23 protein-coding genes, 2 tRNA genes and 1 riboswitch are annotated in these 24,623 nt (G+C 64.2%); of the genes, 18 read left to right on the top strand and 7 right to left on the bottom strand.

Annotation, left to right across the window (positions count from 1 at the left end):
• Positions 1-20 precede the first annotated feature (20 nt).
• Together ACZYGA_RS13815 and ACZYGA_RS13810 are read right to left on the bottom strand one after the other, a co-directional pair.
• Entirely contained in the window at positions 21-788 is a 768-nt protein-coding gene (locus ACZYGA_RS13815) for an ABC transporter permease (protein ID WP_077372781.1), read from the bottom strand.
• A complete protein-coding gene (locus ACZYGA_RS13810; protein ID WP_479399415.1) occupies positions 785-1,537 on the bottom strand; it encodes an ABC transporter ATP-binding protein in 753 nt (250 codons plus the stop codon). The genes ACZYGA_RS13815 and ACZYGA_RS13810 overlap by 4 nt, the downstream gene beginning before the upstream one ends.
• A 61-nt stretch (positions 1,538-1,598) precedes the next feature.
• Positions 1,599-1,712: riboswitch (TPP riboswitch) on the bottom strand.
• 125 nt (positions 1,713-1,837) lie between these two features.
• Between ACZYGA_RS13810 and ACZYGA_RS13805 the strand changes: the two genes are divergently transcribed.
• From ACZYGA_RS13805 to ACZYGA_RS13795, 3 genes are all read left to right on the top strand, one after another.
• Positions 1,838-2,797, top strand: coding sequence for a protein kinase family protein (locus ACZYGA_RS13805; RefSeq protein WP_084208992.1), 960 nt, complete (start codon positions 1,838-1,840; stop codon positions 2,795-2,797).
• A gap of 121 nt (positions 2,798-2,918) precedes the next feature.
• Positions 2,919-4,628 carry a potassium/proton antiporter gene (locus ACZYGA_RS13800; RefSeq protein ID WP_255303023.1) on the top strand — a complete coding sequence of 570 codons (1,710 nt, stop codon included), beginning with the start codon at positions 2,919-2,921 and terminating at the stop codon, positions 4,626-4,628.
• A 198-nt stretch (positions 4,629-4,826) separates the two neighbouring features.
• Positions 4,827-5,957 (top strand): GGDEF domain-containing protein, encoded by a 1,131-nt coding sequence (locus ACZYGA_RS13795; RefSeq protein WP_167593029.1) that lies wholly within the window; start codon positions 4,827-4,829, stop codon positions 5,955-5,957.
• 74 nt (positions 5,958-6,031) lie between these two features.
• On the opposite strand, the gene ACZYGA_RS13790 is transcribed toward ACZYGA_RS13795, so the two are convergent.
• The 3 genes from ACZYGA_RS13790 to ACZYGA_RS13780 all read right to left on the bottom strand — a co-directional run bounded on the left by ACZYGA_RS13790 (position 6,032) and on the right by ACZYGA_RS13780 (position 7,795).
• Positions 6,032-7,243: a DEAD/DEAH box helicase gene (locus ACZYGA_RS13790; protein ID WP_479399413.1), complete on the bottom strand. Its 1,212-nt coding sequence runs from the start codon at positions 7,241-7,243 to the stop codon at positions 6,032-6,034.
• A gap of 174 nt (positions 7,244-7,417) precedes the next feature.
• Positions 7,418-7,508 (bottom strand) — tRNA-Ser (locus ACZYGA_RS13785).
• Between the two features lie 196 nt (positions 7,509-7,704).
• Positions 7,705-7,795, bottom strand: a tRNA-Ser gene (locus ACZYGA_RS13780).
• A gap of 254 nt (positions 7,796-8,049) precedes the next feature.
• Here ACZYGA_RS13780 and ACZYGA_RS13775 point away from each other — a divergent pair.
• The 6 genes from ACZYGA_RS13775 to ACZYGA_RS13750 all read left to right on the top strand — a co-directional run bounded on the left by ACZYGA_RS13775 (position 8,050) and on the right by ACZYGA_RS13750 (position 11,566).
• Positions 8,050-8,718, top strand: a complete 669-nt coding sequence (locus ACZYGA_RS13775; RefSeq protein WP_065392578.1) for a Bax inhibitor-1/YccA family protein — start codon at positions 8,050-8,052, stop codon at positions 8,716-8,718.
• A 197-nt stretch (positions 8,719-8,915) separates the two neighbouring features.
• Complete coding sequence (gene tusD, locus ACZYGA_RS13770) at positions 8,916-9,305, top strand: sulfurtransferase complex subunit TusD (RefSeq protein ID WP_077372797.1); 390 nt, start codon at positions 8,916-8,918, stop codon at positions 9,303-9,305.
• Between the two features lie 10 nt (positions 9,306-9,315).
• Positions 9,316-9,744 carry a sulfurtransferase complex subunit TusC gene (tusC, locus tag ACZYGA_RS13765; protein WP_255317648.1) on the top strand — a complete coding sequence of 143 codons (429 nt, stop codon included), beginning with the start codon at positions 9,316-9,318 and terminating at the stop codon, positions 9,742-9,744.
• Positions 9,745-9,904: 160 nt separating this feature from the next.
• On the top strand, positions 9,905-10,195 hold the full coding sequence (gene tusB, locus ACZYGA_RS13760) for a sulfurtransferase complex subunit TusB (RefSeq protein WP_084208989.1): 291 nt from the start codon (positions 9,905-9,907) through the stop codon (positions 10,193-10,195).
• Between the two features lie 78 nt (positions 10,196-10,273).
• Entirely contained in the window at positions 10,274-10,627 is a 354-nt protein-coding gene (locus tag ACZYGA_RS13755; RefSeq protein WP_077372803.1) for a TusE/DsrC/DsvC family sulfur relay protein, read from the top strand.
• Between the two features lie 210 nt (positions 10,628-10,837).
• Positions 10,838-11,566, top strand: a complete 729-nt coding sequence (locus tag ACZYGA_RS13750) for a YebC/PmpR family DNA-binding transcriptional regulator (RefSeq protein ID WP_077372806.1) — start codon at positions 10,838-10,840, stop codon at positions 11,564-11,566.
• A 223-nt stretch (positions 11,567-11,789) separates the two neighbouring features.
• Here the strand turns inward: ACZYGA_RS13750 and ACZYGA_RS13745 are convergent, their stop codons facing one another.
• The gene (locus tag ACZYGA_RS13745) at positions 11,790-12,476 is read right to left on the bottom strand and encodes a DUF4396 domain-containing protein (RefSeq protein ID WP_084208988.1); all 687 of its coding nucleotides are present in this window, start codon (positions 12,474-12,476) and stop codon (positions 11,790-11,792) included.
• A 298-nt stretch (positions 12,477-12,774) separates the two neighbouring features.
• On the opposite strand from ACZYGA_RS13745, the gene rloA3 reads away from it, so the two are divergent.
• From rloA3 to ACZYGA_RS13700, 9 genes are all read left to right on the top strand, one after another.
• A complete protein-coding gene (rloA3, locus tag ACZYGA_RS13740; RefSeq protein ID WP_084208987.1) occupies positions 12,775-13,404 on the top strand; it encodes a retropepsin-like aspartic peptidase RloA3 in 630 nt (209 codons plus the stop codon).
• 102 nt (positions 13,405-13,506) lie between these two features.
• Entirely contained in the window at positions 13,507-13,890 is a 384-nt protein-coding gene (locus ACZYGA_RS13735) for a thiol-disulfide oxidoreductase DCC family protein (RefSeq protein WP_077372815.1), read from the top strand.
• Between the two features lie 129 nt (positions 13,891-14,019).
• Positions 14,020-14,886 (top strand): siderophore-iron reductase FhuF, encoded by an 867-nt coding sequence (gene fhuF, locus ACZYGA_RS13730; RefSeq protein WP_479399412.1) that lies wholly within the window; start codon positions 14,020-14,022, stop codon positions 14,884-14,886.
• Between the two features lie 286 nt (positions 14,887-15,172).
• A complete protein-coding gene (gene rlmF, locus ACZYGA_RS13725) occupies positions 15,173-16,363 on the top strand; it encodes a 23S rRNA (adenine(1618)-N(6))-methyltransferase RlmF (protein WP_479399411.1) in 1,191 nt (396 codons plus the stop codon).
• Positions 16,364-16,616: 253 nt separating this feature from the next.
• A complete protein-coding gene (locus tag ACZYGA_RS13720; RefSeq protein ID WP_479399409.1) occupies positions 16,617-17,588 on the top strand; it encodes a glycosyltransferase family 2 protein in 972 nt (323 codons plus the stop codon).
• Positions 17,588-18,061 carry a lipid-A-disaccharide synthase N-terminal domain-containing protein gene (locus tag ACZYGA_RS13715; RefSeq protein WP_136938114.1) on the top strand — a complete coding sequence of 158 codons (474 nt, stop codon included), beginning with the start codon at positions 17,588-17,590 and terminating at the stop codon, positions 18,059-18,061. Before ACZYGA_RS13720 ends, ACZYGA_RS13715 begins: the two co-directional genes overlap by 1 nt.
• Positions 18,058-19,851 carry an ArnT family glycosyltransferase gene (locus ACZYGA_RS13710; RefSeq protein ID WP_479399407.1) on the top strand — a complete coding sequence of 598 codons (1,794 nt, stop codon included), beginning with the start codon at positions 18,058-18,060 and terminating at the stop codon, positions 19,849-19,851. Before ACZYGA_RS13715 ends, ACZYGA_RS13710 begins: the two co-directional genes overlap by 4 nt.
• The gene (locus tag ACZYGA_RS13705) at positions 19,848-21,803 is read left to right on the top strand and encodes an ArnT family glycosyltransferase (protein ID WP_479399405.1); all 1,956 of its coding nucleotides are present in this window, start codon (positions 19,848-19,850) and stop codon (positions 21,801-21,803) included. Before ACZYGA_RS13710 ends, ACZYGA_RS13705 begins: the two co-directional genes overlap by 4 nt.
• Complete coding sequence (locus ACZYGA_RS13700) at positions 21,800-22,975, top strand: NAD-dependent epimerase/dehydratase family protein (protein ID WP_479399404.1); 1,176 nt, start codon at positions 21,800-21,802, stop codon at positions 22,973-22,975. Before ACZYGA_RS13705 ends, ACZYGA_RS13700 begins: the two co-directional genes overlap by 4 nt.
• A 71-nt stretch (positions 22,976-23,046) precedes the next feature.
• Here ACZYGA_RS13700 and ACZYGA_RS13695 read toward each other — a convergent pair whose 3' ends face one another.
• On the bottom strand, positions 23,047-24,210 hold the full coding sequence (locus ACZYGA_RS13695; protein WP_284728130.1) for an oxidoreductase: 1,164 nt from the start codon (positions 24,208-24,210) through the stop codon (positions 23,047-23,049).
• Positions 24,211-24,623 lie beyond the last annotated feature (413 nt).

Below are 24,623 nucleotides of genomic sequence, written 5' to 3'. Positions count from 1 at the left end.
CGCCTGACAGCCGGAAGCGCTCAGTTCAAACGGGTCAGGCGATCCCGATGCCAGGGCATCAGGCGACGCAGCAGGGCATCCAGCGTGAAATACAGCAGCAGCGAAAAGGCGACCAGCACCAGCAGGGCGGCGAACATCAGGTCGATTTCCATGCGGGCATTGGCATTGAGCATCAGATAGCCGAGGCCCTGACTTGCGCCGGCCCACTCACCGATGACGGCCCCGATGGGGGCGGCTGTCGCTGCCATGCGCACGCCGGAGGCCAATGCCGGCAGCGCGGCGGGCAGTTGGACATGCAGCAGCAGTCGCCACGGGCTGGCACCCAGGGTATGGGCGAGATCCAGCCAGCCCTGAGGGGTCTGGCGCAGGCCGTCGTAGCCGGTGGAGGCCACGGGGAAATAGATGATCAGCGTGGCCATCACGACCTTGGAGAGCATGTCATAGCCCAGCCACAGCACCAGCAGTGGAGCGATCGCGAACAGCGGGATCACCTGGCTGATCAGCAGCAATGGCAGCAGGGTGCGCCGCAGACGGGGGATGAACGCCAGTGCCAGCGCGGTGCTCAGTCCGAGAAGGACCCCCAGTACCAGCCCGCCAAGAATCTCGGCGAAGGTGATGCCGGCGTGGTGTGCCAGCATCGGAGCCTGACGGACCAGCACCTCCGCGACTGCCAGTGGCGCTGGCAGGATGTAGGGCGGCACGGCCGTGGTGATGATCACCAGTTGCCAGAGTCCCAGCAGGACGGCGGCGCTGATGGCGAGATGACGCAGGGCATGCAGGCGTTTCATTGCGTCTCCTCGCCGTCGCGCAGGCGTGTGATCAATTCGGACTGGGCCTGCTGCAGGGCGGGCAGGTCCAGCGGCACCGGGCGAGGCGGCGAGAGCCCCGGCAAGCGGTCGAGCACTGCCCCCTGCTGGCTGTCGCGGCCCGGACGCAGCACTAGCAGTTGGTCGGCCAGGCGCAACGCCTCGAGCGGGTCATGCGTGACCATCAGCACGGTGCGTCCGTCCAGCAGCCGGCTGGCGAGATCATGCAGTTCGAGTCGCGTGATGGCGTCCACTGCGGAGAAGGGTTCATCCATCATCACCACCGGAGCCTGCTGATAGAGCGTTCGCGCCAATGCAACGCGTTGGCGTTGCCCGCCGGAGAGGGAGTCTGGCCAGGCCTGCTCGCGCCCCTCCAGACCCACCGCTGCCAGCAGTTCGCGGGCCCGCTCGGTATCGCGGGGGCGACGATGGAGGTCATCTCCCAGACACAGATTGTCCAGCACCCGGCGCCAGGGCAGCAGCAGGTCCTGCTGCGCCATCCAGGCGACGCGACCCGCCAGTGGCTTGCCGTCATCGGTGGTGAGTTCCAGCGTGTGATGGTCGGGCATCTCGAGGCCGGCCAGCAGGCGCAGCAGTGAGCTCTTGCCACAGCCCGAGCGGCCCAGCAGGGCCGTCCAGCTTCCGGCATCCAGACGCGCCGACAGATCACGAAACAGCGTATGGCTGGCGTAATCGATGCGAGCGTTGTTGAGGGAGAGTCCCAGCGACACAGTGTCATCCGTGGTCAGGCGGCATGCCGAGGGGAGGAAGCACGCAGGGCGCCTGACGCTTGGGCAGGTGACCGGAATTCCCTCCGCCGGTATCAACCGGATCAGGTTCCAGGGGTTGCCATGCGACGTGACGCATCGGCTCTCAGCCCACTTTCGGGCACCCCCATCCAGGCCGACAGTGTACCGTCACCTGCCCGCCGGTTGCATCCCTGCCATCGTCGGGGTGGCTGTCGTGTGGCTATGCTGCATGGCCCGGTGTTGGGTATGCTATCGAGGTATCGCAGCCTCAAGGAGATCAACATGCCTGATACCCCGGATCTCTCGACCTGCTCCAGCGGTTATCCCGTGCCACCGCGGCGACCCGTGATGCCAGACGCGACATCCGTGCCCAATGGCTGGCCGGAGGATGCGCTGACTCGCCGTCTTTCCACCTATCTGGGGCATGCGCTGGAGCCGCTGGCACTTGCCTGGCCGGATAGTGCCAACTGGTTGTGGCGACAGCGTGGCGGCACCCCCGGCCTGATCAAGCTGGCGCGGACCGGCCCGGATCACGACCCCTTCTGGCGAGCGATGCGCGGTGTCTTCGGCGCCGATCGCTGGGCGCAACCTGAGGCCCTGACACGGCTGGCGGGCGCGTTGCCGGCGCGTTTGCCCATCCCTCCGCTGCCGCTGACCTATCTGGGACGTCTCGATGGCGCGCCCGTCTGGCATCTGCCGTGGTCCAGCGGTCAGCCCAGTGATCTCAGTGACACCTTCTGTGAGTTGCTGGGAGATCAGGTCGGGCGGCTGCATCAGGACACCGTGTCCGGCTTTGGTCAGCCCCTTGCCCAGCCCATGCCGTTGCTGCATTGGAATGCCCGCGTGACGCGTTTTCTCGCGCGCCATCCCCTGTCCCACGAGCTGGGGGACCTGCCATCACGCACCTTCTCGCATCCCGCTCGCGCCGTCTGGAGTCTGCCGGACCTGCGCGCGGACCAATATCTGTGCGCCGCCACCGGCTGGGTATGGAGCGACTGGGAGGCACTGGTGTGGGCTCCGATCGAGTTCGACTGGGCACTGATCGAGTTGTTGCTGGAGACGCCGAGTCAGCGTGAGGCCTTCCTCGCCGGTTATTCGCGTCATGGGCGCATGGTCGATATCGACGGTCAGCGTGAGCTGTGCCGAGCCCTGTTGTGGGCGATGGAAGCCTTCGGTCCGACCCGCTACGCCGAGCTGGCGGCAGCCCCGGCCTGGGTGTCGCCGAGAAGCCTGACATGTTGATCGCAAGTCCATGAATATTTGAGAAATTTCTCTGCAGCCTCGTCGCTGACATGGAATACTGTCTCTGGGCCGTCGCAGACGTGATTCGAGACTTGGTGCCGGGAATGGCGGGGGAGCACACGTGGTAGAGAATCTGAACTATTACTTCTTGCTGGCGGGCATGCTCATCGCCTTGAGCGTGCTGGCAAGTCGGGTCTCGGCTCGTCTCGGCATGCCCCTGCTGTTGCTGTTCCTGGGACTCGGCATGCTGGCGGGGGAGGATGGCGTGCTCGGCATCCAGTTCGATGATGCCTCTACCGCGTACCTGATCGGCAATCTGGCGTTGGCACTCATTCTGCTCGATGGCGGTCTGCGCACCCGTCTCTCGACCTTCCGCGCGGGTCTCAAGCCGGCATTGGTGCTGGCGACCGTCGGGGTCTTCATGACCAGCGGGCTGGTGGGGCTGCTGGCCATGTGGCTGTTTGACCTCACCCTGATCGAAGGCCTGCTGGTCGGGGCCATCGTCGGCTCTACCGACGCCGCGGCGGTCTTCTCGCTACTGGGCGGGCAGGGGGTGCACCTCAACGAGCGGGTCGGGGCGACGCTGGAGATCGAGTCCGGTACCAACGACCCGATGGCCATCTTCCTCACCATCACTCTGGCCGAGATACTGACCGGACAGCTGTCGGGGGTCGCCGCCGGACTCATGAGCTTCGCGCTGCAGTTCGGGGTCGGCGCGGGCATGGGGATCGCCGGTGGCTGGTTGATCGCCCGTCTGATGCGCTATCTGGATCTGGCGCCCGGCCTCTATTCCCTGCTGGCGCTGGCGCTGGGCCTGAGTCTGTTCGCGACGACCAATGAGCTCGGTGGCAGTGGCTTCCTGGCCATCTATCTGTGTGGCCTGATGATCGGCAATCATCCGGGGCGCCACCTCGAACACATCCTGCCGGTGCATGACGGACTGGCCCACCTGTCCCAGATCGTGCTGTTCCTGATGCTGGGTCTGCTGGTCTCACCCTCCACGATGCTGCAGTTCGCGCTGCCGGCCGCCATTCTGAGTGTGGCGCTGATCCTGTTCGTGCGCCCCCTGGCCGTGATCCTGTGTCTCAAGCCTTTCTTCCGCTTCCGCTGGCGAGAGCTGTGGTTCATCAGCTGGGTCGGGTTGAGGGGGGCGGTGCCGATCGTGCTGGCGATCTTCCCGGTGATCACCGGGGTCGAGAATGCCGGCGTCTACTTCAATGTCGCCTTCTTCGTGGTGATCATCTCGCTGCTGGTGCAGGGCTCGTCGCTGGCTCCCATGGCGCGCAAGCTCAGGGTGGTGGTGCCGCCGGGCGCACAGCCCAGCCGCCGCAATCTGCTGGGCATCATGCCCGTCAACGATTACGAGATGCTGGTCTACCGGGTCGACAACACGGCGCTGGAAGGCGTGGCATTGCGCATGCTGCGCTTCCCCTCCGGGGCCAAGGTCGGGGCACTGTTCCGCAACAAGGTGCTGATCCATCCCAAGGGCAGCACCTGTCTGCATCAGAAGGACGTGCTGTGCGTCGTCGGTCGCTCCTGTGATGTGCCAAGCCTCAATCGCATGTTCAATGGCGAGAGTCTGCAGCATGAACAGCGCGCCTTCTTCGGCACCTTCACCCTGGAAGGGGATGCCAACATGCAGGATATCGCCGATGTCTACGGACTGACGCTCTCTCAGGGCGAGCAGCACCTGACCATCGCCGAGTTCATCACCCGCAGAGTCGGCGGGGTGCCGGTGGTCGGGGATGATGTCGACTGGCATGGCATTCACTGGGTGGTGAATGAGGTCGAGGGCAATCGCATCACCAAGGTGGGGCTGCGCCTGCATTGACGCGGTTCTTTGCGTCGTGGCCCGGTTCTGCCTGTCGTGACGCCAGGCTGGCTCGGCGCTTGGTGGCGGGTTTATGCATTGCGTGTAATGTGCTGATCTCCTTTCGACTGAGGGATGACGTACCCTTGGCTCGTCAGGCCTTTACCCGCCTGGTCTGGCTGGCCACGAATGGTGGTCAGCAGCCAAGGAGATAGTCTCATGGGCAGTCCACATCCACACCTTGCGCGCTGGCTGTTGCGATTCGAGGATTTCCCACCAGGCCTCACCGAGGACGAGAAGACCTTCCACGCCACCTTCAATGTGGTGTATGTGCTCGCGATAGCGAGTCACCTGCTGTATGCCGGTCTGATGCTCTGGCTGGGAGAGATGGGCATTCTGGCGCTGGATCTGGGCATGCTGGTGGTGGACCTTGTCTGTCTGCAGCTGCATCGCGCGCGCCGAGAGGTACTGGCCGCCAACCTGCTGGCATTGGGTACCTGTGCCCAGATAAGTCTGTCCCTGGGCTATTTCGGTCCAGCCCCCGGTTTCGATTATTTCTATTTCGGTGCGCTGCTGTGCATCTACTGCATTCGCATGCCCTTCACGCGACGTCTGCTGCTGTGTCTCATCTGCCTGAGCATGCCGCTGCTGGCCTATGTCGTGTTGATGTTCCAGGGGGTGGCCAATCCGCTGCCGCCCGGGTGGGCATTCGCGTTCCGACTGATCAATCTCTGCGTTCTGACCGTGTTCTTCACCCTCGTGCTGGTACAGATGGGGTGGTCGGCGGATCGCTTGCGCCAGCGTTTCGAGTCACGCGAGCGGTTCGATGAGTTGACCGGGGCGCTGAGTCGCGCGGAACTGATCGACAAGGGGCGTGAGATGTTGATGGGAACACAGCCCATCAGCGTGATGATGGTGGATGTCGACCACCTGGGGCTGATCAACGAGACCTGGGGACGCGCGGCGGGCGACCAGGTGCTCAAGGAGCTGGTGAAGCGCATGCGCAGTATCCTGCGCGGAGAGGATCTGATCGGTCGCTATGGCGGGGAGGAGTTCGTGCTGCTGAGTCCGCGGCTGCATGGTGAGCGCGCCGACCAGGTGGCGGAGCGTCTGTGCAAGGGGGCCTCGGCATTGCCCTTCGTCATCAATGACGGCATCAACAGTCTCGATGTCAGTCTCTCGATCGGCGTCGCCCAGCGCCAGTCGGGGGACAAGGATCTGGAAAGCCTGATCGCCAAGGCGGACGTCAACCTGTTCCGCGCCAAGCGCGAAGGCTGCAATCGTTTCGTCAGCGACAACCAGCTGGGGCCGGTATCGCGCAGCAGCGAATCTCACGGCAGCAGGTCGTGAGGCGATGATCAGCAGTGAGAGCGACAGTGGAGGAGGTTCCACTGTCGCGGTGTCGCGTACGGTGCGCGAATGGCTCAGCGCTTGCCGGCAGGTCGGCGGCGAGCGCGGGCCGGCTTGCGTGGCAGCGGGTCCATCGTCGAGGCGGGCACGGCGAGTCCGGGCTCGAACCCTTCGATCACCACACGCTCGATGAAGTTGCCCAGATGCTGCTCGATGGCGCACAGGTTGCGGAAATCATCACGCGATACCAGTGAGATGGCTTCACCGCTTGCCCCGGCGCGTCCGGTGCGTCCGATACGGTGCACATAGTTCTCTGCCTCATCCGGCAGGTCATAGTTGACCACCCGCTGCAGGTCATCGATGTCGATGCCGCGCGCCGCGACGCCCGTCGCCACCAGAAATGGCACCTTGCCTGCCTTGAAGTCTGCCAGCAGCTGCTCGCGGACCGCCTGGCTGCGTCCGCTGTGGAAGGATTCGGCGCCAATGCCGCGCTTCTCCAGCTGGCTGACCAGCTTGGCCGCACCGCGCTTGGTCTCGATGAAGATCAGCGCCTGCTGCCACTCGCCACTCTGGATCAGGTGGCTGAGCAACGCGGATTTGAATTCCTTGTCGACCGTGATCAGGCTCTGGGTGATCTCGGGAGCGCTGGTGTTTTCCGGCGCGATGGAAATCTCCACGGCGTCCGTCACCGCCGTTCTGGCCAGCATGCGTACCTGGGTCGACAGAGTGGCGGAGAACAGCAGATTCTGACGTTGGCTGGGCAGTTTCTCGACGATCTTGTTGATGTCGGCGATGAAGCCCATGTCGAGCATGCGGTCAGCTTCATCGATGACGAGGGTGCGTGTCTCGTCGAGATGGATCGCGCGTCGGGTCAACATGTCGAGAAGACGCCCTGGCGTCGCGACCAGAATGTCCACGCCTTCGATCAGGCGCTGTTGCTGCGGGGCGATGTCCACGCCGCCATACATCGCCATGGAGCTGAGCGTGAGATGTGCGGCATATTGGCGGATGTTGTCTTCCACCTGGATGGCCAGCTCACGCGTCGGCGTCAGGATGACGGCATGCACTCGCTTGGCGCGGACCTCGGGGGCGTCTATCAGTTGTTGCAGCAGGGGCAGCACGAAGCTTGCCGTCTTGCCGGTGCCGGTCTGCGCGGCGGCCATCAGGTTGTCGCCGGCCAGCACGACGGGAATCGCCTGCGCCTGAATCGGGGTCGGGGTCTGATAACCCTGCTCGGTAACAGCCTTGACGATGGGGTCGCTCAATCCAAGGGCGGAAAATGGCATGGTGTCTCGATTTTTCAAGGGGAGGAGGGATTGTACGACCACGGGGTGTCGCAAGGCGTTGAGTGATCCATTGTACCTCCCCGGGAGGATGCCATGAGGAATGGCCACTGCAGGCAGGTGTGCAATGAAAAAGCCCCGTCTACCTGAAGTAGACGGGGCTTTCGGAATTCAAGGTGGTGGAGGGACAGGGATTCGAACCCTGGGTAGGCTATTAACCTACGCCGGTTTTCAAGACCGGTGCATTCAACCGCTCTGCCATCCCTCCGACTCACGGAGCGAAATACTACCGAAACTGATGAGAATAGCAAGAGGTGGGCGAAGAAAAATCTTCGGAAAAGCCATCGCGGACAATCACTTGCGGTGATCATCAAACACCCTTGAGCGCTGCCGGCTGCCAGGCGACAGGGTGAGCACGAAAAAGCCCCGCCTACCTGAAGTAGACGGGGCTTTTGGAATCAAGGTGGTGGAGGGACAGGGATTCGAACCCTGGGTAGGCTATTAACCTACGCCGGTTTTCAAGACCGGTGCATTCAACCGCTCTGCCATCCCTCCGACTCACGGGATGAAATACTACGGATTTCTCTGGCCGCGTCAAGGACTTGGGGTGAATTTCCTTTCCGTTCAGATGCTTGAAAGGTAGCGAGTGCCACACTGTGCGGGGAGAGCGAGGATGAGGTTGCCTTTTGCGCGCTGGATAGTTGCATGAAACGGGCTTTTCATCGTCCTGTCTCTTGATTAGGGAAACCCCGACGGGCATGCTGGGGTCAATTCGATGCATCCATCGTAGCAACCTGAGGATAGACACCATGGCTAACAGCTCCTGGCAGGTCTCGCAGGATACCGCGAGCCGCTCACTCAGTACCCACCGGGTACTGCGCAACACTTACATGATGCTGGCGATGACGCTGCTGTTCTCTGCGCTCACCGCTGGCGTGGCGATGAGCATGGGCGTGGGCCGCATGAACATCTTCGTGCTGCTGATCGGTGCCTACGGTCTGATGTTCCTGGTCCACAAGACCGCGAATTCCACCGCCGGCATCTTCGCGACCTTCGCCTTCACCGGCTTCATGGGCTTCACGCTCGGCCCGGTGCTCAATGCCTACCTGAGCATGCCCAACGGCGCTCAGCTGGTGATGACGGCACTCGGCATGACAGGCATCACCTTTGCCGGTCTGTCCGCGGTCGCACTGGTGACGCGCAAGGACTTCTCGTTCCTTGGCAACTTCCTGTTCGCGGGTGCCATCGTGCTGATTCTGGCGATGCTGGCGGCGATGATCTTCAACATCAGTGGTCTGGCGCTGGCAGTATCGGCCGGCTTCGTGCTGTTCGCCTCCGCGGCGATCCTGTTCGAGACCAGCCAGATCATCCATGGCGGGCAGACCAACTATCTGCTGGCGACGGTCAGCCTGTACGTCTCCATCTACAACATGTTCGTCAGCCTGCTGGCGCTGCTGGGCTTTGCATCCGACGATTGATCGTCAGACGCTACCCCGCAAGCATTGCATCAACGACCCCGCCTCGGCGGGGTCGTTGCGTTGTGGGGCATGGACACGGCGCGGCGGCAGGGATCGGCGGTACGTCGCGGCGGCGGTGGTGGCGATGCGGGGCTCTGACAGATGCCACCACTCGCGCTAGAATGTCGCCCTCAATGCGCAGCCGACTCGAGGTTCACATGCGTTACGCTCTGGCCGTCTACGGCGGTCCCTACAGTCAGCAGGCCAGTCATTCGGCCCTGCGCTTCGCCGAGGCGTTGCTGGCCCGCGGGCATCGTCTGAGCACGGTGTTCTTCTATCACGACGGCGTCTACAACGCGGCGACGATGATGGCACCTCCTCAGGATGAGCCACATCTGCGGGACCGCTGGATCGCGCTGGCGGAGCAGGGCGAGACCCGTCTGCAGGTGTGCGTGGCAGCAGGGCTCAGGCGTGGCATGCTCGATGAGCGTGAAGCCGCGCGACACGGCAAGCAGGGGGCGACCCTCGAGGCGCCCTTCGAGTTGACCGGACTCGGGCAGCTGGTGGAAGCCACGCTCGAGAATGACCACCTGATCACCTTCGCCTGAGGAGAGCACCATGAGTGATGCGATGTCACAGACAGCGACGCACGCTGCCGACCTTGGGCAGGTGAGCGATGACCTCGCGCCGGGCGATCTGTTGATCCTGTTGCGTCACGCGCCGCATGGCAGCAGCTGGCTGCGCGAGGGGCTGGAGGCGGCGATGGTCGCGGCGGCCTTCGGGCGCGAGGTCGGGTTGCTGTTCAGTGGGGATGGCGTATTGGCCCTGCTGGAAGGCCAGCAACCGGGCGCGCTGGGGCAGAAGGGCAGTGACAATCTCCTGGCAGCGCTGGACATGTACGATGTCCAGCGCTGTTATGTGGATGCCGCCGCCCTGCGCGCACGGGGCCTGAGCGTCGAGGATATCGCCTTGTTGCCGGTGACCCTGATGGAGCACGACGATATCGTGGCGCTGACCGGCGCCTTCTCGCGGGTCTTGAGCTTCTGAGGTCTGCCTGACGCTCGGGCGTGCGGCTGGTATGCTCCGCCATCATCACCCTCGCGCTCGCGCTTCGGGCGCAAGATCGCACTGGCGGGCGTGCGGCTCACGCCTTTCGCAGGCGCGTCTCTGTCCCGCGCACTCCTGCCTCCCTTGACTGGATAATTGCATGAATCTTCATCTTCTCAATCGCTCGCCATTTTCCAGTCGCATTCTGGATGATGCGCTCAATGCCATGGGGCCCGAGGACCAGCTGCTGCTGATCGAGGATGGTGTCAACGGCGCATTGGCTGGCGCGGAGCACTATTTCGTCGGCCTGGAAGGGCGTCTGTTCGCCTTGCGTGAGGATCTCGAGTCACGTGGCCTGTCGGGCCGTTGTAGCGCGAGCGTGATCGTGGTGGACGTGGATGGCTTCGTCGCGCTGACCGAGGCCGCGGACAAGACGATCTCCTGGTTCTGAGCGGCGCGATGTGTCACGTCAGCCGGACAGACATGTCGCATGTCATTTCTTGAGTGGAACGAAACATCAGGATGAGCAATGGCCAGCAGTGAAACGGTACGTACGCTTTCTCTCGACGGACGTGAGATCGGTCTGGATGCCGAGGGGTATCTGGTGGATCTCGAGGACTGGAGCCCTGCGCTGGCCGAGCGGCTGGCGGCGGAAGAAGGCCGTGAGTTGACCCCCGAACACTGGGAGGTCATCGAGGTATTGCGGGATTTCTATCAGCGTTTCTCGCTTTCCCCGGCCATGCGGCCGCTGACCAAGGCGATGACCCAGCGCTTCGGGCCGGAAAAGGGGCGCTCGCTGCATCTGATGCGCCTGTTTCCAGACAGCCCCCCCAAGGTGGGCGCGCGCCTGGCAGGACTGCCCAAGCCGACCAACTGCCTGTGAGGCAGTGCCTTGCCGCGCCGACAATCGCGCCGGGCACATGCACACAACCCTCAAGTCCGCGCCGAGCAGGGCGGCGCGATGGCGACGCAGAGCGCGGTCTGCGTTACTATTCCCTGCAGCAATGCATCGCGGCCAGGTGGCGGCGGTGCATCAGGTCCCGCGACACGATCGCAAGGGCATTTGAATTCAGGCGGACAAGAGTCGACTTGCATGGGAAGAGCATTCCAGAACCGTAAAGAGTCAATGGCGCGTACTTCACTCAACAAGGCGCGCGTATATTCACGCTACGGACGCGAGATCTACGTCTCGGCCAAGAGCGGTGGTGTCGACCCCAACGGTAACCTGAGCCTGCGTCGTCTGATCGAGAAGGCCAAGAAGGATCAGGTGCCGACTCACGTCATCGACAAGGCCATCGACAAGGCCAAGGGCGCCGGCGGTGAAGATTTCGCGCTGGCCCGCTATGAAGGTTTCGGTCCGGGCAATGTCATGGTCATCGTCGATTGCCTGACCGACAACAACAACCGTACCTTCGGTGAAGTGCGTACCTGCTTCAACAAGGGCAAGGGCAAGCTGGGCGCCCAGGGTTCGGTCTCGCACATGTTCGATCACCGCGCCATCCTGTCCTTCAAGGGTGCGGAAGACGACGAGGAGAAGGTGCTCGAGGCACTGATGGAAGCTGACGTCGATGTCAGCGACATCGAGCTGGATGACGGCATCATCACCGTGTTGACGCCGACCACCGAGCACTTCAAGGCCAAGGGCGCACTGACCGATCTCTTCGGGGAAGACCTTGATTTCGAAGTCGACGAGATCAGCTTCATCCCGCAGATCCACACCGAGGTCAGCGGTGACGACGCCGAGCTGCTCAACAAGATGCTCGAGATGCTCGATGACTGCGAAGACGTGCAGCAGGTCCATCACAATGGCGAGTTCGTCTGATCGAGCTGTGCATCAAGGCAGGTCCCGTGGCATGAGCCATTGAGACGATAGCCCGCAAGGCCCCGCCGGTTCCCCCGGCGGGGCCTTTTCATGTCTGCTCTTTCAAGAAGGCGGTACGTTCAAGGAAGCGGTACGTTCAAGAAAGCGAGGCGAGATCGTCGCAAGAGCAGCACGAGGAAAGCGTGAGGGCAGTGCAGACCAAGCCACCATCACGGCGACTGGCTCAGCAGTGCGCGTGATGCTGGGCATGCGGGTCCGTCTCGCGTGGGTCGGCCATGCCTCCCTTGATGCCACGCTTCACCAGCCAGACATTGACGGGCCAGGCGGCGAGCAGGCCAAGGCTCAGCGAGATGACCATCGAATTCCAGAACAGGGCGTCATGCATGCCTGATCTGCCTCCCAGCCACAGGTCGACCGAGATGGCCACCAGCTCCATGACGAAGATCGAGGCGGTCTCGCTTCTGAACGCATCCTGGATGACCTTGCGCTTGTCATCGCTGCCGGCCTGAAGCATCGGGCCGACGGTCAGCAGGAAGCCGAACAGGTAGGCGAAGAGGAAGGTGATGATCGCCGTCGCGAAGTTGCCCAGTGCCAGCAGACCCACCGCCAGCACAACCCCCACGAACTCCCCGAGTCCACAGCCCGAATAGCAGTGCGCGACGCTTCTCAGTCCCTTGCGTGCATCACGGTTGTCCGCGATCTGGCGGCGCCCGGCAAAGCGATAGACGAGAAGGCCCACTATTCCGGAGTACAGCGTGGTCAGCCCCCAGACCCACTTCATCATCGGCGCCAGATGGGCATTGCTGGTCGTCAGGTCACGCAGGACCCAGACCAGTGACGGCAGCATGAGCAGTAACCAGCCGAGAAACAGGCTCCAGTCGGAAAGTAGATCACGTAGCGCGGATTGCATGGGACCTCCTGTCGTATCGGGCATTCTGATGGGATGGCACGGATGGCCCGGCGCCGGTGTTCCTGCAGTGATGACATGGCGCTGATCTCAGCAAGGCGATCTCAGCGAGGCAATGCCCGGGCACTCAGTGATACCTGATGGACAAGGCGCGCGAGATCAAGGGAGCACAAACGCAACGTAGCGGCGCGATGACATGTCATGTGGTGCTCTCATGGCTTGTTAACCTTGGTGCAAACCTCCATGGTGAAAGATGTTGGACGTTGCGCTGGCAATGTCGCCACCTTTATCAGGAGTCACGATGTCGAGACACGCTGCTACCTTTCTTTCACGTTCTCTTTCACGCTCTCTTTCGCGCGTCACCCGTCAATTTGCCGGGGCTGCCGGGCTCGGGCTGATCGCCTCGCTGGCATTGCCAACGGCGGCTCAGGCCGAGGAGGACAAGGTCTTCGGCTGGGTGGAGAAGGCGACCATCGAGCCCTGGGGTGTGCTGGTCAAGGCCAAGCTGGACAGCGGCGCGCTGACGTCCTCGATGCATGCCGAGAACATCGAGACGTTCACGCGTGACGACGAGGAATGGGTGCGCTTTGACGTGGAGGTCGAGGATGAGGCCAGCGGCGACATGGTCGAGAATTCCTTCGAGCGCCCGCTCTATCGTGACCTGACCGTCTCCGGTGCCGGCGGACGTGATACGCGCCCGGTGGTCCTGATGACCCTGTGCATGGGGGGCGAACGTTACGAGGAGCAGTTCAGTCTGCGGGATCGTGATGGCATGAATTACCCGGTACTGCTGGGGCGTCGCACCATCCAGAGCCTGGGCGTGCTCGACGTGCGCAAGACCTTCCAGACCACGCCGGACTGTGGCGAGGATGCGCCGCTGCATCGCTATGAAGACAAGCAGTATTCCGAGCGGATCGGCGCGGCTTCCTGAGCCGTGGCCCTGCGCCAGCCCTGATCACCAGCCCTGATCGCCAGCTCTGATCAGCAGCCCTGATGGCCAGACGCTGACATTCATCCCCCGGAGAGCCAGAGCATGTCGGATTCCGCCCGGCCGCCGTCTCGGGCGGCCCTCAAGGTCTACTACGATGCACGCTGTCCCGTATGTCGGCGTGAGCGTGCACGCTATGAGCGACTGTCGCGCCACGATGCTGGCGTCGAGTGGTGGGATGCGACGGAGCATGCCGAGCGTCTCGCCGCGCGGGGCATCCCCCTGCAGCGCGCGCTGCTGTCATTGCATGTCGAGACGGCCGATGAGCGGATCTGCGATGGCATGCCGGCGTACCGTCTGCTGCTGGCCCGTCTCCCCGGCCTTGCCTGGCTGGGGTGGTTGATCACTCGTCCGCTGATCGAGCCGACCTTGACCCGTCTCTATGATGCCTGGGTCAGGCGTCGGCTATGCCGGGATGGCAGGCTCTGACGGGCGGCAGGCTTGGCGAGAGAGGGAAGACACGCCTGAGGTCCATCACGCTTTTTTGATATGCAAATGCTAATAGTTTTCGTTAGTATGTGAGGCACCGTCCGTCTCCTCATGTCTGCGAGCCTACCGATGATCGACGCGCTTTCCCCGCTCTTTGCCGGTCCGATGGTTGCCTATCGGGACCTGATCACTACCAGCGCTCAGGCGCAGGCAGGTGGCGAGTCATCGCTGGACCGTGTCGTGCCGGCACGTGATGTGCTCAGCCCCGGCTGGCTTTCGGCCTGCATCGCCGCACATGGCATGCAGTACGAGGGGCAGCAGGGCGCGGAGGCACCGGATGAGCGGGCACTGCTTTCCCAGTGGTCCAAGTACCTGTTGTCCTCGATGGTATCGCTGCCACTGGCGGCCAATCTGCTGCTCGACCATCAACTGCCGCTGGAGCTGCGCCATCTCTCGCTGCGCCTTGGCGAGCATGGTGTGGTCACCCAGCTGATACTCGATGACGCGGCAGGTCAGGGCGTCAGCCTCACGGCAGATATCGCGGCGGCAGAGGAGGAGGCGCGGCTGCAGGTGCGCTTCCAGGGCTATCTGGCGCATCTCGAGGCCGTCATTGAGCGCCTCGTGCCGCATACCCCGCTGGGTCCCAAGGTCTTCTGGAGCAACGCGGCACATTACTTCGTGTACATCGTCGGCATGCTGGAGGAGCAGGGGTGGGTCGCGCAGGCCGCGCCGGCACGCCAGCTGATGGCGACCAGGGTGCTGGCGGACGGGCGGCGCAATCCGCTGTATCAGCCGGTCAGCGAGGTGATGGACCGCCATGGCGAACGGCATGTGCCCCGCAAGGTATGCTGCGTGCGTTACCGTATCGAATGCCTTGGCTATTGCAGCAATTGCCCGCTGGCCATCGACCGTCCCGCGGCACGCCGTGCCCAGGCGCGCCGAGTCGACCAGCGTGCCAACGCGCGTGGGGCACTGATCGGCAGTGACCTTGGTTGAGCGGTGACCCTGGTTGAGCCGTGACCTTGATTGAGCAGTGACCCTGGTTGAGCAAAGCCCCTGGTTGAGCCGCGCCTCGTCTGGCGGGCCCTCGCTTATCGCACTTGTGGCTCTCGCAGCTCTCGCGGCTCCCGCCGGATGGTGGTGAATTCTCGCCGTGAACGTCCTCCCATGGGCGTTTTCCAAGCACAGGACGTCTGCGGTGGGCAAAGTTGCCCGAGGGTAGCCGCCTGTCACTGCGCCCTCTGGTAAGATGGCGGGCCCCGTCATTGCCTGGTATGTCGTCATGTCCTCCTCTTCGCGCCGCCCACGCGGTGCTTCCCCGTCCAAGTCCGATGCCTCTTCCCGACACGATTCGCCCGCCAGGCGGCAGCCGGCCTCCCGAGGGAAGCCCGCCACCTCCAGCGCGGCGCCCGTCAAGGTGATGCCGGCCCGCAAGGGAGAGCTGCACCCGCGCAATCCCCATCGGGGGCGTTATGACATGTCGGCGCTGACTCGGGTCAGCCCGGAACTGGCGGCCTTTCTCATCACGACACCGGGCGGCAACGCCTCGATCGATTTCTCGGACCCGATGGCCGTCAAGGCCCTCAATCGCGCCTTGCTCCGTCATCACTACGGGGTGAGCGACTGGGACATTCCCGCGGGCTATCTATGTCCGCCGATTCCCGGCCGGGCCGACTATCTGCACTATCTGGCGGACCTGCTGGTCGAGGCCAACGGGCGGGGGCAGTTGCCCCTGGGGGAGCGAGTCAGAGCGCTGGATGTCGGTGTCGGCGCGAATGTCATCTATCCGTTGCTGGCCAATCGCAGCTTCGGCTGGCAGATGGTCGGCAGTGACATCAGTGCCACGGTGCTGGAATCGGCCCACCGCAACGTGATGGCCAATGCGGTGCTGCGTGGTCAGATCGAGCTGCGTCTGCAACGGGATCGGCGTGCGCTCTTCGCCGGGCTCTGGGGGCAGGCGGAACGCTTCGATCTGGTGCTGTGCAATCCACCATTCCATGCCAGCGAAGCTGACATGGCGCGTGAAGCGCAGCGCAAATGGCGGGGGCTGGACAAGTCGCGCCAGCAGCGCGGCAATGCCTCACGCAAGGGCAGGACTCGCCAGGAGCGGGCTGGTGACGACAGATCCAGGGTCGACAGGTCTCGCCGACACAGCGCCCAGTCGGCACCCGCGCTGAATTTCGCAGGTCAGGCGGCCGAACTCTGGTGCCCGGGAGGAGAGGAAGCCTTCGTGACGCGCATGGTCAGCGAGAGTCGTGACGTGGCGTCGCGCTGCCTGTGGTTCAGCTCGCTGGTGGCGCATGCCAGCAGTCTGCCGGGGATCAAGCAGGCATTGGCGGCAAGCGGTGCCAGCGAGGTGCGGGTGATCGAGATGTCCCAGGGACAGAAGATCAGTCGCTGTGTGGTCTGGACCTTCTTGACGCCCGCCGAGCGCCGGCAGTGGGGGCGAGACCACTGGCAGAATCACGACTGACCTTGACGCCGGCTCTCGCCGAGGCCTTTGCAGCACAGTCTCCGGCAGCATCATGGACCCTTGAGGAAGCCCTCGTCGCCCCGCGCGACGGGGGCTTTCTGCATTGGCGGGTGTCATCTGAGCCTCACTTAATGCTGTCTTAATGGTTCGCGCGCAGTCTCTGCTGCAACGCGCGGCCTGCCTGCCCAGATCAACAGGGGCATCGGCAACTGGCCGTCATGTTCTCCGCCCCATCCTCGCCAGGAGCCGTGCCATGCCATCCTCAACCGCAATGCCCACCCCCAGCTCACCGCAGGTGTCAGCGCAGGAGGATTCCTCGAGCGAGGGGATTTCGGTGCTGATACCCGGGCGTGATGAGCGAGACAACCTGCCGAAGCTGATCGCCGAGGTGCATGCGGCACTCGCCGGTCGGCGTTACGAGATCATCGTGGTCGATGACGGCTCCAGCGATGACAGCTGGCGCTGGCTCACGCAGGCAGCCCTGGAAGATTCGCGGCTGCGTCCCTATCACCATGACACCAGTTTCGGGCAGAGCACCTCTTTGTGGCAGGCCGCACGCCTGGCGCGTGGCGAATGGCTGGCGACTCTGGATGGTGATGGCCAGAACGACCCGGCAGACCTGCCGGACATGCTGTCACTGGCCAGTCTCGAGGGACTGGACATGGTGGCGGGGCATCGCACCGAACGCCGCGATGACGCCGTCAAGCGCGTGTCCTCCCGACTGGCCAATGCCATCCGCCAGGCGCTGCTGCATGACGATACGCCGGATACCGGCTGCGGCATCAAGGTCATACGTCGTGACGTCTTCCTGCGTCTGCCGTATTTCGATCACATGCACCGTTTCCTGCCTGCGCTGGTGCGGGCCCAGGGCGGCAAGGTGCAGTCCTTGTCGGTACGCCATCGTGAGCGTGTCGCCGGGGTTTCCAAGTACGGCTTCTTCGATCGATTGTGGGTCGGCATCAGCGACATCATCGGCGTGATGTGGCTGGTACGTCGCTCGCGCCTGCCCTCGCCGCTGCAGAATCTCTCCGGCAATGCCGTCAGTGAGACGCTGTCGCCGCTGGAGGTCGCGCTCCATCCCGCCTGCAGAAGTCGCGATGTACCGGAAGTCGGCGAACATGCCGCCAGAGACATGCCGGGGATCGATACCGGCAGGGCGACTGGGGCGGTCGATCTCTCTGGCATCGCCACACCTCACGCCGGCGTGGCGCGGGGAGCACACTGATGGATGTCAATCCGTGGTGGGTGGCCATCGGCTTCGGTGGTCAGGCACTGTTCTCGGCGCGCTTCATCATCCAGTGGCTGGCCAGCGAGAAGGCGCGTCGTTCCATCGTGCCGCGTGCCTTCTGGTGGTTCTCGCTGGCAGGCGGCATGACCTTGCTGGCGTATGCCATCCACCGCCAGGACCCGGTGTTCATCGCCGGCCAGGGGGCCGGACTCCTCATCTATCTGCGCAATCTGAGCCTGATCAAGCGGGACCGCGCGTCACGCCAGCAGGCGGCCAGTGACGATGCACCGAGCGTCGAGAAGCCCACCGCTTCCTCAAAGGCCCGCGAGCCGGAGGGCTCACCCCTCGCGGCCGGCGACAATCGGCTGCGGGCCGAGCACGCTCGACTCGCGGAGGAGAATGCCCGACTCACCCATGAGGTGGCGCGACTCGAGGCACGAAGCGCTCGGCACAAGGCATCGTGCGCATGACGACGATGCTTCAAGCCCGTCTCTATCAACGCCTCGCCCGCCACCCCTGGTGGAGCCTTGCGCTGCTGTATCTGCTGGTGTCGGCCATCGGGCTCGGCATGCGCATGCCCTGGCCGGCGGATGAGCCACGCTTCGCGCTCAACGGTCTCGAGATGTGGGTCACCGGCCACTGGTGGCTGCCGCATCGCGGGGGAGAGCTGTATCCCGACAAGCCGCCGATCTTCATGTGGCTCAGTGGCCTGGCCACCGGCGTGAGTGGCGACATTCGCATCGGCTTCGCCTTGCCGTCGCTGGGCGCCGGGGTGGTGACGCTGGCGCTGAGCGTGGATCTGATCCGTCGCCTGCACGGGAAGCGCGTCGCCTTCATCGCCGGCCTGTGGCTGATCGCCACGCTGCAGTTCGTGCTGCAGGCACGTACCGCGCAGATCGACATGCTGGTCACCGCCTTCATCATGCTCGGCTGCTGGGGGATGCTGCGCCATGCACTGCTCGATGATGGTGTGCGCTACTTCCATCTTGGCTGTTTCGCGATGGGGCTGGGCATCATCACCAAGGGAGTCGGCTTCCTGCCGCTCCTGATGTTGCCGTTCTGGCTGCTGGCCATGCGCCGAGCGTCGCGCTGGCGCAGTGGTGGCCAGCGTGCCGGTCAGCTGTCCTGGCGTGAGCTGTTGATCGGGCTCTGCTGGTTGCTGGCAGCACCACTGGTCTGGGTCGGGCCGATGCTGGTGATGTCCCTGCTCTCTGCCGACCCGGAGCTGGCAGCCTATCGCGACAACATTCTGCTCAAGCAGACCGCCGAGCGCTACGCCGACAGCTGGCACCACCTCAAGCCCTGGCACTACTTCCTGACCCAGGTGATTCCCTGGGCGTGGATGCCGCTGCTGTTGACGCTGCCCTGGTGGCCGAAGGCTCTCGCCACCCGCTTGTGGCGTCGTGATCTACGCGTCTGGCTGCCGTTGAGCGGTGCGGTCTTGATCGTGGTGTTCTTCTCGCTGTCCCCCGGCAAGCGGGGCGTCTACCTCCTGCCGGCGCTGCCGCTGCTGGTGGTCGGCCTGGCGCCCTTGTTGCCCGGCCTGTCCAGAAAGCGGCATGTCGCCTGGCTGGCCTTCGCGCTGTGCGCGGGACTTGCCGGCATCTTTCTGGGCGCGGCACTGCTGGGGGCCGCTGGACTTCCGGCATTGACGAGGCTTGCCGAGCAGGAAGGCCTGGTGCCCTGGGGATGGTGGGGGCTTCTGGGTGGGGCTGGCGTGGCGCTGTGCGCGTGGTGGAAACCGCGCGGTGGCCTGCTCGCGCTGGGCAGCTGGCTGGTGGTCTTCTGGGTCCTGTGGGGGACCTGGGGCGCGCGACTGATGGACCCGGTGCGCAATCCGGCGGCACTGATGGCTCAGGTCGCCGAGCAAAGTGATCACCAGGCGCTGGCGATCCCTGACTTCCGGGAGCAGTACCTCCTGCAGGCGCGCCAGCCGCTATGGCACTTCGGCTACAAGACGTCGGAGGCGGACCAGTTCTCGCGGCTGTATGCCTGGCTGCAGGCGGCGCCGCAGCATCGCTGGGCCCTGATGACTCCCAGGATGCTCAAGCGGCATGCCTGCCTGGAGGCAACGCAGGCCATCACGCTGAGTGAACCGGATGAACATTGGGCCCTGCTGCCCGGAGGAGCGGCGCTGGCGTGTCGTGGCGATGCCGATGCCGCGCCGATGTATCTGGCGCCGACCTCGGTCTCCGAGGAGGCGGCGCGGTTGATCGGTCTCCCCGGGCGCCATGACGTGATGACGGAGGACCGCCCATGAAACGTCAGACACCCCGCTCACGTGTGATCAAGCGCAGCGAGACGGAGCCCGCCACCCGGGCTGGCCGCTGGCGCAAGGCGATGGCGCTGGCCGAAAGCGCCGTCAGCTCAGGGGCCAATCTGTGTGCCAGCGAGCGGCTTTGCTGGGCATTGTGGCTGACCCTGCTGATGGCAGGAGCGCTGGCGCGACCCTATCTGCCCATCGATGAAACCCGCTATGTCTCGGTGGCGTGGGAGATGTGGCATTCCGGTCACTGGTTCGTCTCGAGCATGAATGGCGCTCCCTACGCGGACAAGCCGGTGCTGTTGTTCTGGTTGATCCACGCTGGCTGGGCGGTCTTCGGGGTCAATGAAGTCTGGCCGAAAGTGCTGATGCCGCTGGTCAGTCTGCTGGGGATCTGGCAGCTGGGACGCGTCGCTCGCACCCTGTGGCCGGTGGCCGCGGGGGAGGGCGATGAATGGCAGATGCGTGAGCAGTGGGTCTCTCTGACCCGCTGGACGCTCGCCGGTTGCCTGATGTGGATGCTCTACAGCCAGGCCTTGATGTTCGATGTACTGCTGACCACCTGTCTGCTGGGGGCGCTGCGGCCCTGGTGTTCGCCACAGGGGGCTCAGCCCTTGCCTTGGAAGGCAGTGGCGGAGAGTGGGCTGTGGCTGGGGCTTGCCCTGCTGGCCAAGGGGCCGGTGGCGCTGTTGTGGTTTGCTGTGGTGGTCGGCTCGCGCCCCTGGTGGACTCAGGCGAAGGCCCGCCAGGTCTGGGCCGGCGAGTGGCGCGGCTGGGGAATGAGTCTGCTGCTGGGTCTCGTGGTGCTGTGCGTGTGGTTGCTGCCCGCCGTCATCACCGGGCCGGCCAGCTACGTGGAGGACCTGCTGTGGGGGCAGACGGCGCATCGGGTCGTCGCCGCGCAGGATCATGCACGGCCGCTGTGGTGGTATCTGCCATGGCTTGTGGTGTTGACCTTCCCGTTCAGCCTGCGCCCGCGTCTGCTGCTGGAGGGGTTTCTGGCCTCGATTGCCCAGCGGCCGACGGCCGAGCAGCCATTGTTGAGGCTGGGACGCGTCTGGGCGCTGAGTGGCCTGCTGATCTTCTCGCTCATCTCCGGCAAGCAGGTGCATTACCTGATGCCGCTGCTGGTGCCGCTGAGCCTGTTGCTGGCCTGGGCGGCGCTTCGTCAGCCACCGGCTCATGGGGCGCTGCGGCTGCTGGCGATGACAAGCGGTGGACTGGGCGTTGCCAGTCTGGCACTGGCGGTCATCGTGATGCCGTCACTGGCGCCGACAGGCCTTGCACGATGGTCGGCGGACTCTGCACTGGTGGCCTCAAGCAGTGCCAGCCTGTCGAGTTTCCTGGCTGGCGCGGGCTTGCTGGCATTGATGTCAGGCCTGTGGCCGTCCAGCGCGACGTCTGGGGCAATCAGTGCGCGTCAGGTGTCGGGTGTGCAGGCCCGCCACGACGGTGTCCTGAATGCGCAGCGCCGCCTGGTGCTGGGCAGCGTGTTGCTGGTGACCTGTCTGTTGAGCCTGACATTGCGCCCGCTGTGGCCGCATCTGGATCAGACCGCCATCGCGCAATGGATCAATGGCCGACAGCAGGCTGGCCAGCAGGTGGCTGTCGTCGGCTGGGACTATCAAGCGACCTGGCAATTCACCGGCCGTCTGACCCGGCCACTGGAGACGCTCACGCGGGATGCGGGGTCGCTTAGCGCCTGGCAGGCGGCGCATCCGGATGGCTGGCTGGTGATCGAGGCGGAGAAGTGTCTGCGTCTACCAGGCACGCAAGGCCCGCTGGCCGGCATGCGCGACTGGTGTCAGGCGGCAGCGGATGGCAAGGCGGATACCTCACGGATCTTCCATCAGGGACGCCATCGAGTGATGACGATTCCCGCAGCGGCGTTGGGCGGCTTGCTGTCCGCGTCATCACAGCGGGACATGTCCGCGCAGGAGAGACAATGAGCATGAAGATTCTGGTCACGGGAGCCGCAGGCTTCATCGGCGCCGCGCTGTGCGAGCGCCTTTTGCAGGAAGGCATGCAGGTCGTCGGACTCGACAACCTCAATCCCTATTATCCGCTGGCGCTGAAGAGGCATCGTCTGGCGCGCCTCGAGACGCTGGCCAGCCAGTGTGCGGGAGAGTGCGGCGATGGCCGCCGGCCGGGCAGTTTCCGCTTCGTGCCGCTGGATCTGGTCGAGCGCGAGGCGTTGCTCGCCTTGATGAAGGACGAGGGCTTCGAGGTGGTCGTCAACCTGGCCGCCCAGGCCGGGGTGCGGCATTCCATCAGCCAGCCCTTCGATTACGTCGACAGCAATCTGGTCGGCTTCGTCAACCTTCTCGAGGCGTGCCGTGCCGCGCGTCCGAGTCATCTGCTCTACGCCTCCAGCAGCTCCGTCTATGGGGATGACGCCGCTCAGCCTCTGCAGGAAGCCCAGGTGGGGGAGCGGCCGCTATCGCTGTATGCCGCCACCAAGCGAGCCAATGAGCTGATGGCCTACAGTTACTCGCACCTCTATGGCATGCCGGTGACGGGGCTGCGTTTCTTCACTGTCTATGGCGCGCGCGGCCGACCGGACATGGCGCCGCTGCGATTCGCGCGCAAGCTGCTGGCCGGTGAGGTGATCGATGTCTACAACCGGGGGCAGATGGCACGTGACTTCACCCATGTCAGTGACATCGTGGAGGGCATCTTCCGTCTCATGCCGCTGCCACCCGCTCAGGTGTCCAGCGCGGCACCGTCACGGGTGCTCAATCTCGGACGTGGCGAGCCCATCGCGCTGGGAGACTTCATCAACGGACTGGAAGCGGCGCTTTGCATCACGGCCCGCAGACGTCTGCTGCCGATGCAGCCGGGCGATGTCGAGCGCACCTGGGCTGACACCTCGGCACTCCAGGCGCTGACCGGCTTTCGGCCAGTGGTCAGTCTTGCCACGGGGCTTGAGGAGCTGGCCGAGTGGGCGCGGCACTATCCGTCGCTGCTGAGCGAGACGCAGGATGAGCGAGAGCACGAGGCGTCGGAAGCCGCGAGGGGACTGACGGCGCAGCACTTGAGCACCTTGCGCGGCATGACGAGTATCAGACCGCCGGCATCGGCGGGGCTGCCCTTCAGTGCAGAAGCGCCCTTGAAGGCTTGACGGGTTTCCAACGCAGCGGGCCCCGCCACTGAGTGGCGGGGCCCGCTGCGTCCTGCTTCAGTCTGCCGACATCAGCAGCGACCTTCGCAGTTGGCCGGCTTGTCGTTGGCGATGCGCCAGTCTTCCTCGTTGGCCAGGGTGGCCAATGGAGACAGCATCGCGAAGTCGAAGGGCGTCAGGCAGGTGTCGCGTTTCACGCGCTTGGGCCAGTCGTGATTGGCCAGTGCCGAACGCCCGATCGCGACCAGGTCGGCGTGCTCAAGCGCCGCCACTGCCTTCTCGGAGCTGTCCACGCCGCCATTGGTGATCAGCGTGATGTCTGACTCCAGTGCCTTGCGCGATTGGTCGGCAAGCGCCGTCAGGCTCAGCGAGCGCTCGTCAGCATTCGCTGCCTCGGGGAAGGCGGGCGCGGCGACATCGCCACCCGTCAGGTGCAGGAAGTCCAGGCCAGCCTCGATCAGGTGCGAAAAGCGCGCACGAGCCGCGTCAGGTCCACCGGCCCAGCTGAGGTCCGGCTCGGTCACGGTGCCCTGCGACAGCCGCATGCCGAGTGGGAAGTCGTCGCCGACGGCCTCACGCACACTGCGGATCACCGCGAGTGGGAAGGCCAGCCGGGCAGTGGCATCGCCGCCCCAGGCATCGTCGCGCTGATTGAAGCGCTCACTGATGAACTGGTGGATCAGGTAGCCGTTGGCACCGTGCAGCTCGACCCCGTCAAAGCCAGCTTCCCTGGCCAGGCGAGCACTGGTGGCAAAGCCGGCGATGGCCTCGTGAATCTCCGATTCGCTGATCTCGCGAGCCAGCGGGAAGGGGCCGGAGCCGCCGTAGAAGCTGAGCATCTCGCCACTGGCCCGGCTCTCTGAGGGCGCGACCACCTCATCCTTGAAGCGGTTGTGCTGAGTCTGGGCGCCGGCATGCATCAACTGGGCGATGAGTCGGCCGCCTTGTTGATGCACGGCCTCGACCACCGGGCGCCAGCTGTCCTGCTGAGCCTGAGTGGCCAGTCCCGGCTGATTGGCGTAGCCCTGGCTGAAGGCCTCATCGGTGTACAGGCCCTCGGTGACCAACAACGAGAAATCGCCGCGCGCGAAATCGCGGTAGTAATCGACCATGTCGAAGTGGACCAGGCCATCCTCCTGGGCGCTGGTACGGGTCATCGGCGCGAGCACCAGGCGATTGCGAAGCTCAAGCTCGCCAAGCGTGTGAGCGGTGAACAGTGTCTTGGTGTCTGTCATGCGTAACTCTCCTGCGGAGATGACTCCGCTGTCGTATCCGGTCGTGGGACCTGCACTGACTGCGTACTGAACAAGACGGAAATCGATGCAGTGCTGGCGTCATGCCGACGCCGTGCAGTGGCCTTGAGGGATGATCGACGGATCATCTGTATGCGATATATCGTGCCTGCCGAGGTGGGGTGTCACAAGCGGGATCACTGGAAGGAGAGTGTTGTCGTTTCGACAACTTGATTGCGTAATTTCCTGAATATCAAGGGATTTTCGTAATCACTTCACGGTTGCTGCATATTGTGGCAACGGTGTACTGCTTTCCATGCACATGCCCTGCACCCACGCATGTGCATGCAACGAAACAGGCCCCGCAACCAAGGGTTGCGGGGCCTGTTTCATCCGCGGGAATCGTGTCTAGCGCG

The organism is Cobetia sp. BL01 (assembly GCF_056493605.1).
The sequence above is the reverse complement of the archived record's forward strand: the minus strand, read 5'-3'. Positions and strand labels throughout refer to the sequence as shown.

Coding starts and splice junctions, on each gene's coding strand:
- ACZYGA_RS13815 (WP_077372781.1), bottom strand. CDS start 788: ATGAAACGCCTGCATGCCCTGCGTCATCTCGCCATCAGCGCCGCCGTC.
- ACZYGA_RS13805 (WP_084208992.1), top strand. CDS start 1,838: ATGCCTGATACCCCGGATCTCTCGACCTGCTCCAGCGGTTATCCCGTG.
- ACZYGA_RS13795 (WP_167593029.1), top strand. CDS start 4,827: ATGGGCAGTCCACATCCACACCTTGCGCGCTGGCTGTTGCGATTCGAG.
- ACZYGA_RS13790 (WP_479399413.1), bottom strand. CDS start 7,243: ATGCCATTTTCCGCCCTTGGATTGAGCGACCCCATCGTCAAGGCTGTT.
- ACZYGA_RS13775 (WP_065392578.1), top strand. CDS start 8,050: ATGGCTAACAGCTCCTGGCAGGTCTCGCAGGATACCGCGAGCCGCTCA.
- tusD (WP_077372797.1), top strand. CDS start 8,916: ATGCGTTACGCTCTGGCCGTCTACGGCGGTCCCTACAGTCAGCAGGCC.
- tusC (WP_255317648.1), top strand. CDS start 9,316: ATGAGTGATGCGATGTCACAGACAGCGACGCACGCTGCCGACCTTGGG.
- tusB (WP_084208989.1), top strand. CDS start 9,905: ATGAATCTTCATCTTCTCAATCGCTCGCCATTTTCCAGTCGCATTCTG.
- ACZYGA_RS13755 (WP_077372803.1), top strand. CDS start 10,274: ATGGCCAGCAGTGAAACGGTACGTACGCTTTCTCTCGACGGACGTGAG.
- ACZYGA_RS13750 (WP_077372806.1), top strand. CDS start 10,838: ATGGGAAGAGCATTCCAGAACCGTAAAGAGTCAATGGCGCGTACTTCA.
- ACZYGA_RS13745 (WP_084208988.1), bottom strand. CDS start 12,476: ATGCAATCCGCGCTACGTGATCTACTTTCCGACTGGAGCCTGTTTCTC.
- rloA3 (WP_084208987.1), top strand. CDS start 12,775: ATGTCGAGACACGCTGCTACCTTTCTTTCACGTTCTCTTTCACGCTCT.
- ACZYGA_RS13735 (WP_077372815.1), top strand. CDS start 13,507: ATGTCGGATTCCGCCCGGCCGCCGTCTCGGGCGGCCCTCAAGGTCTAC.
- fhuF (WP_479399412.1), top strand. CDS start 14,020: ATGATCGACGCGCTTTCCCCGCTCTTTGCCGGTCCGATGGTTGCCTAT.
- rlmF (WP_479399411.1), top strand. CDS start 15,173: ATGTCCTCCTCTTCGCGCCGCCCACGCGGTGCTTCCCCGTCCAAGTCC.
- ACZYGA_RS13720 (WP_479399409.1), top strand. CDS start 16,617: ATGCCATCCTCAACCGCAATGCCCACCCCCAGCTCACCGCAGGTGTCA.
- ACZYGA_RS13715 (WP_136938114.1), top strand. CDS start 17,588: ATGGATGTCAATCCGTGGTGGGTGGCCATCGGCTTCGGTGGTCAGGCA.
- ACZYGA_RS13710 (WP_479399407.1), top strand. CDS start 18,058: ATGACGACGATGCTTCAAGCCCGTCTCTATCAACGCCTCGCCCGCCAC.
- ACZYGA_RS13705 (WP_479399405.1), top strand. CDS start 19,848: ATGAAACGTCAGACACCCCGCTCACGTGTGATCAAGCGCAGCGAGACG.
- ACZYGA_RS13700 (WP_479399404.1), top strand. CDS start 21,800: ATGAGCATGAAGATTCTGGTCACGGGAGCCGCAGGCTTCATCGGCGCC.
- ACZYGA_RS13695 (WP_284728130.1), bottom strand. CDS start 24,210: ATGACAGACACCAAGACACTGTTCACCGCTCACACGCTTGGCGAGCTT.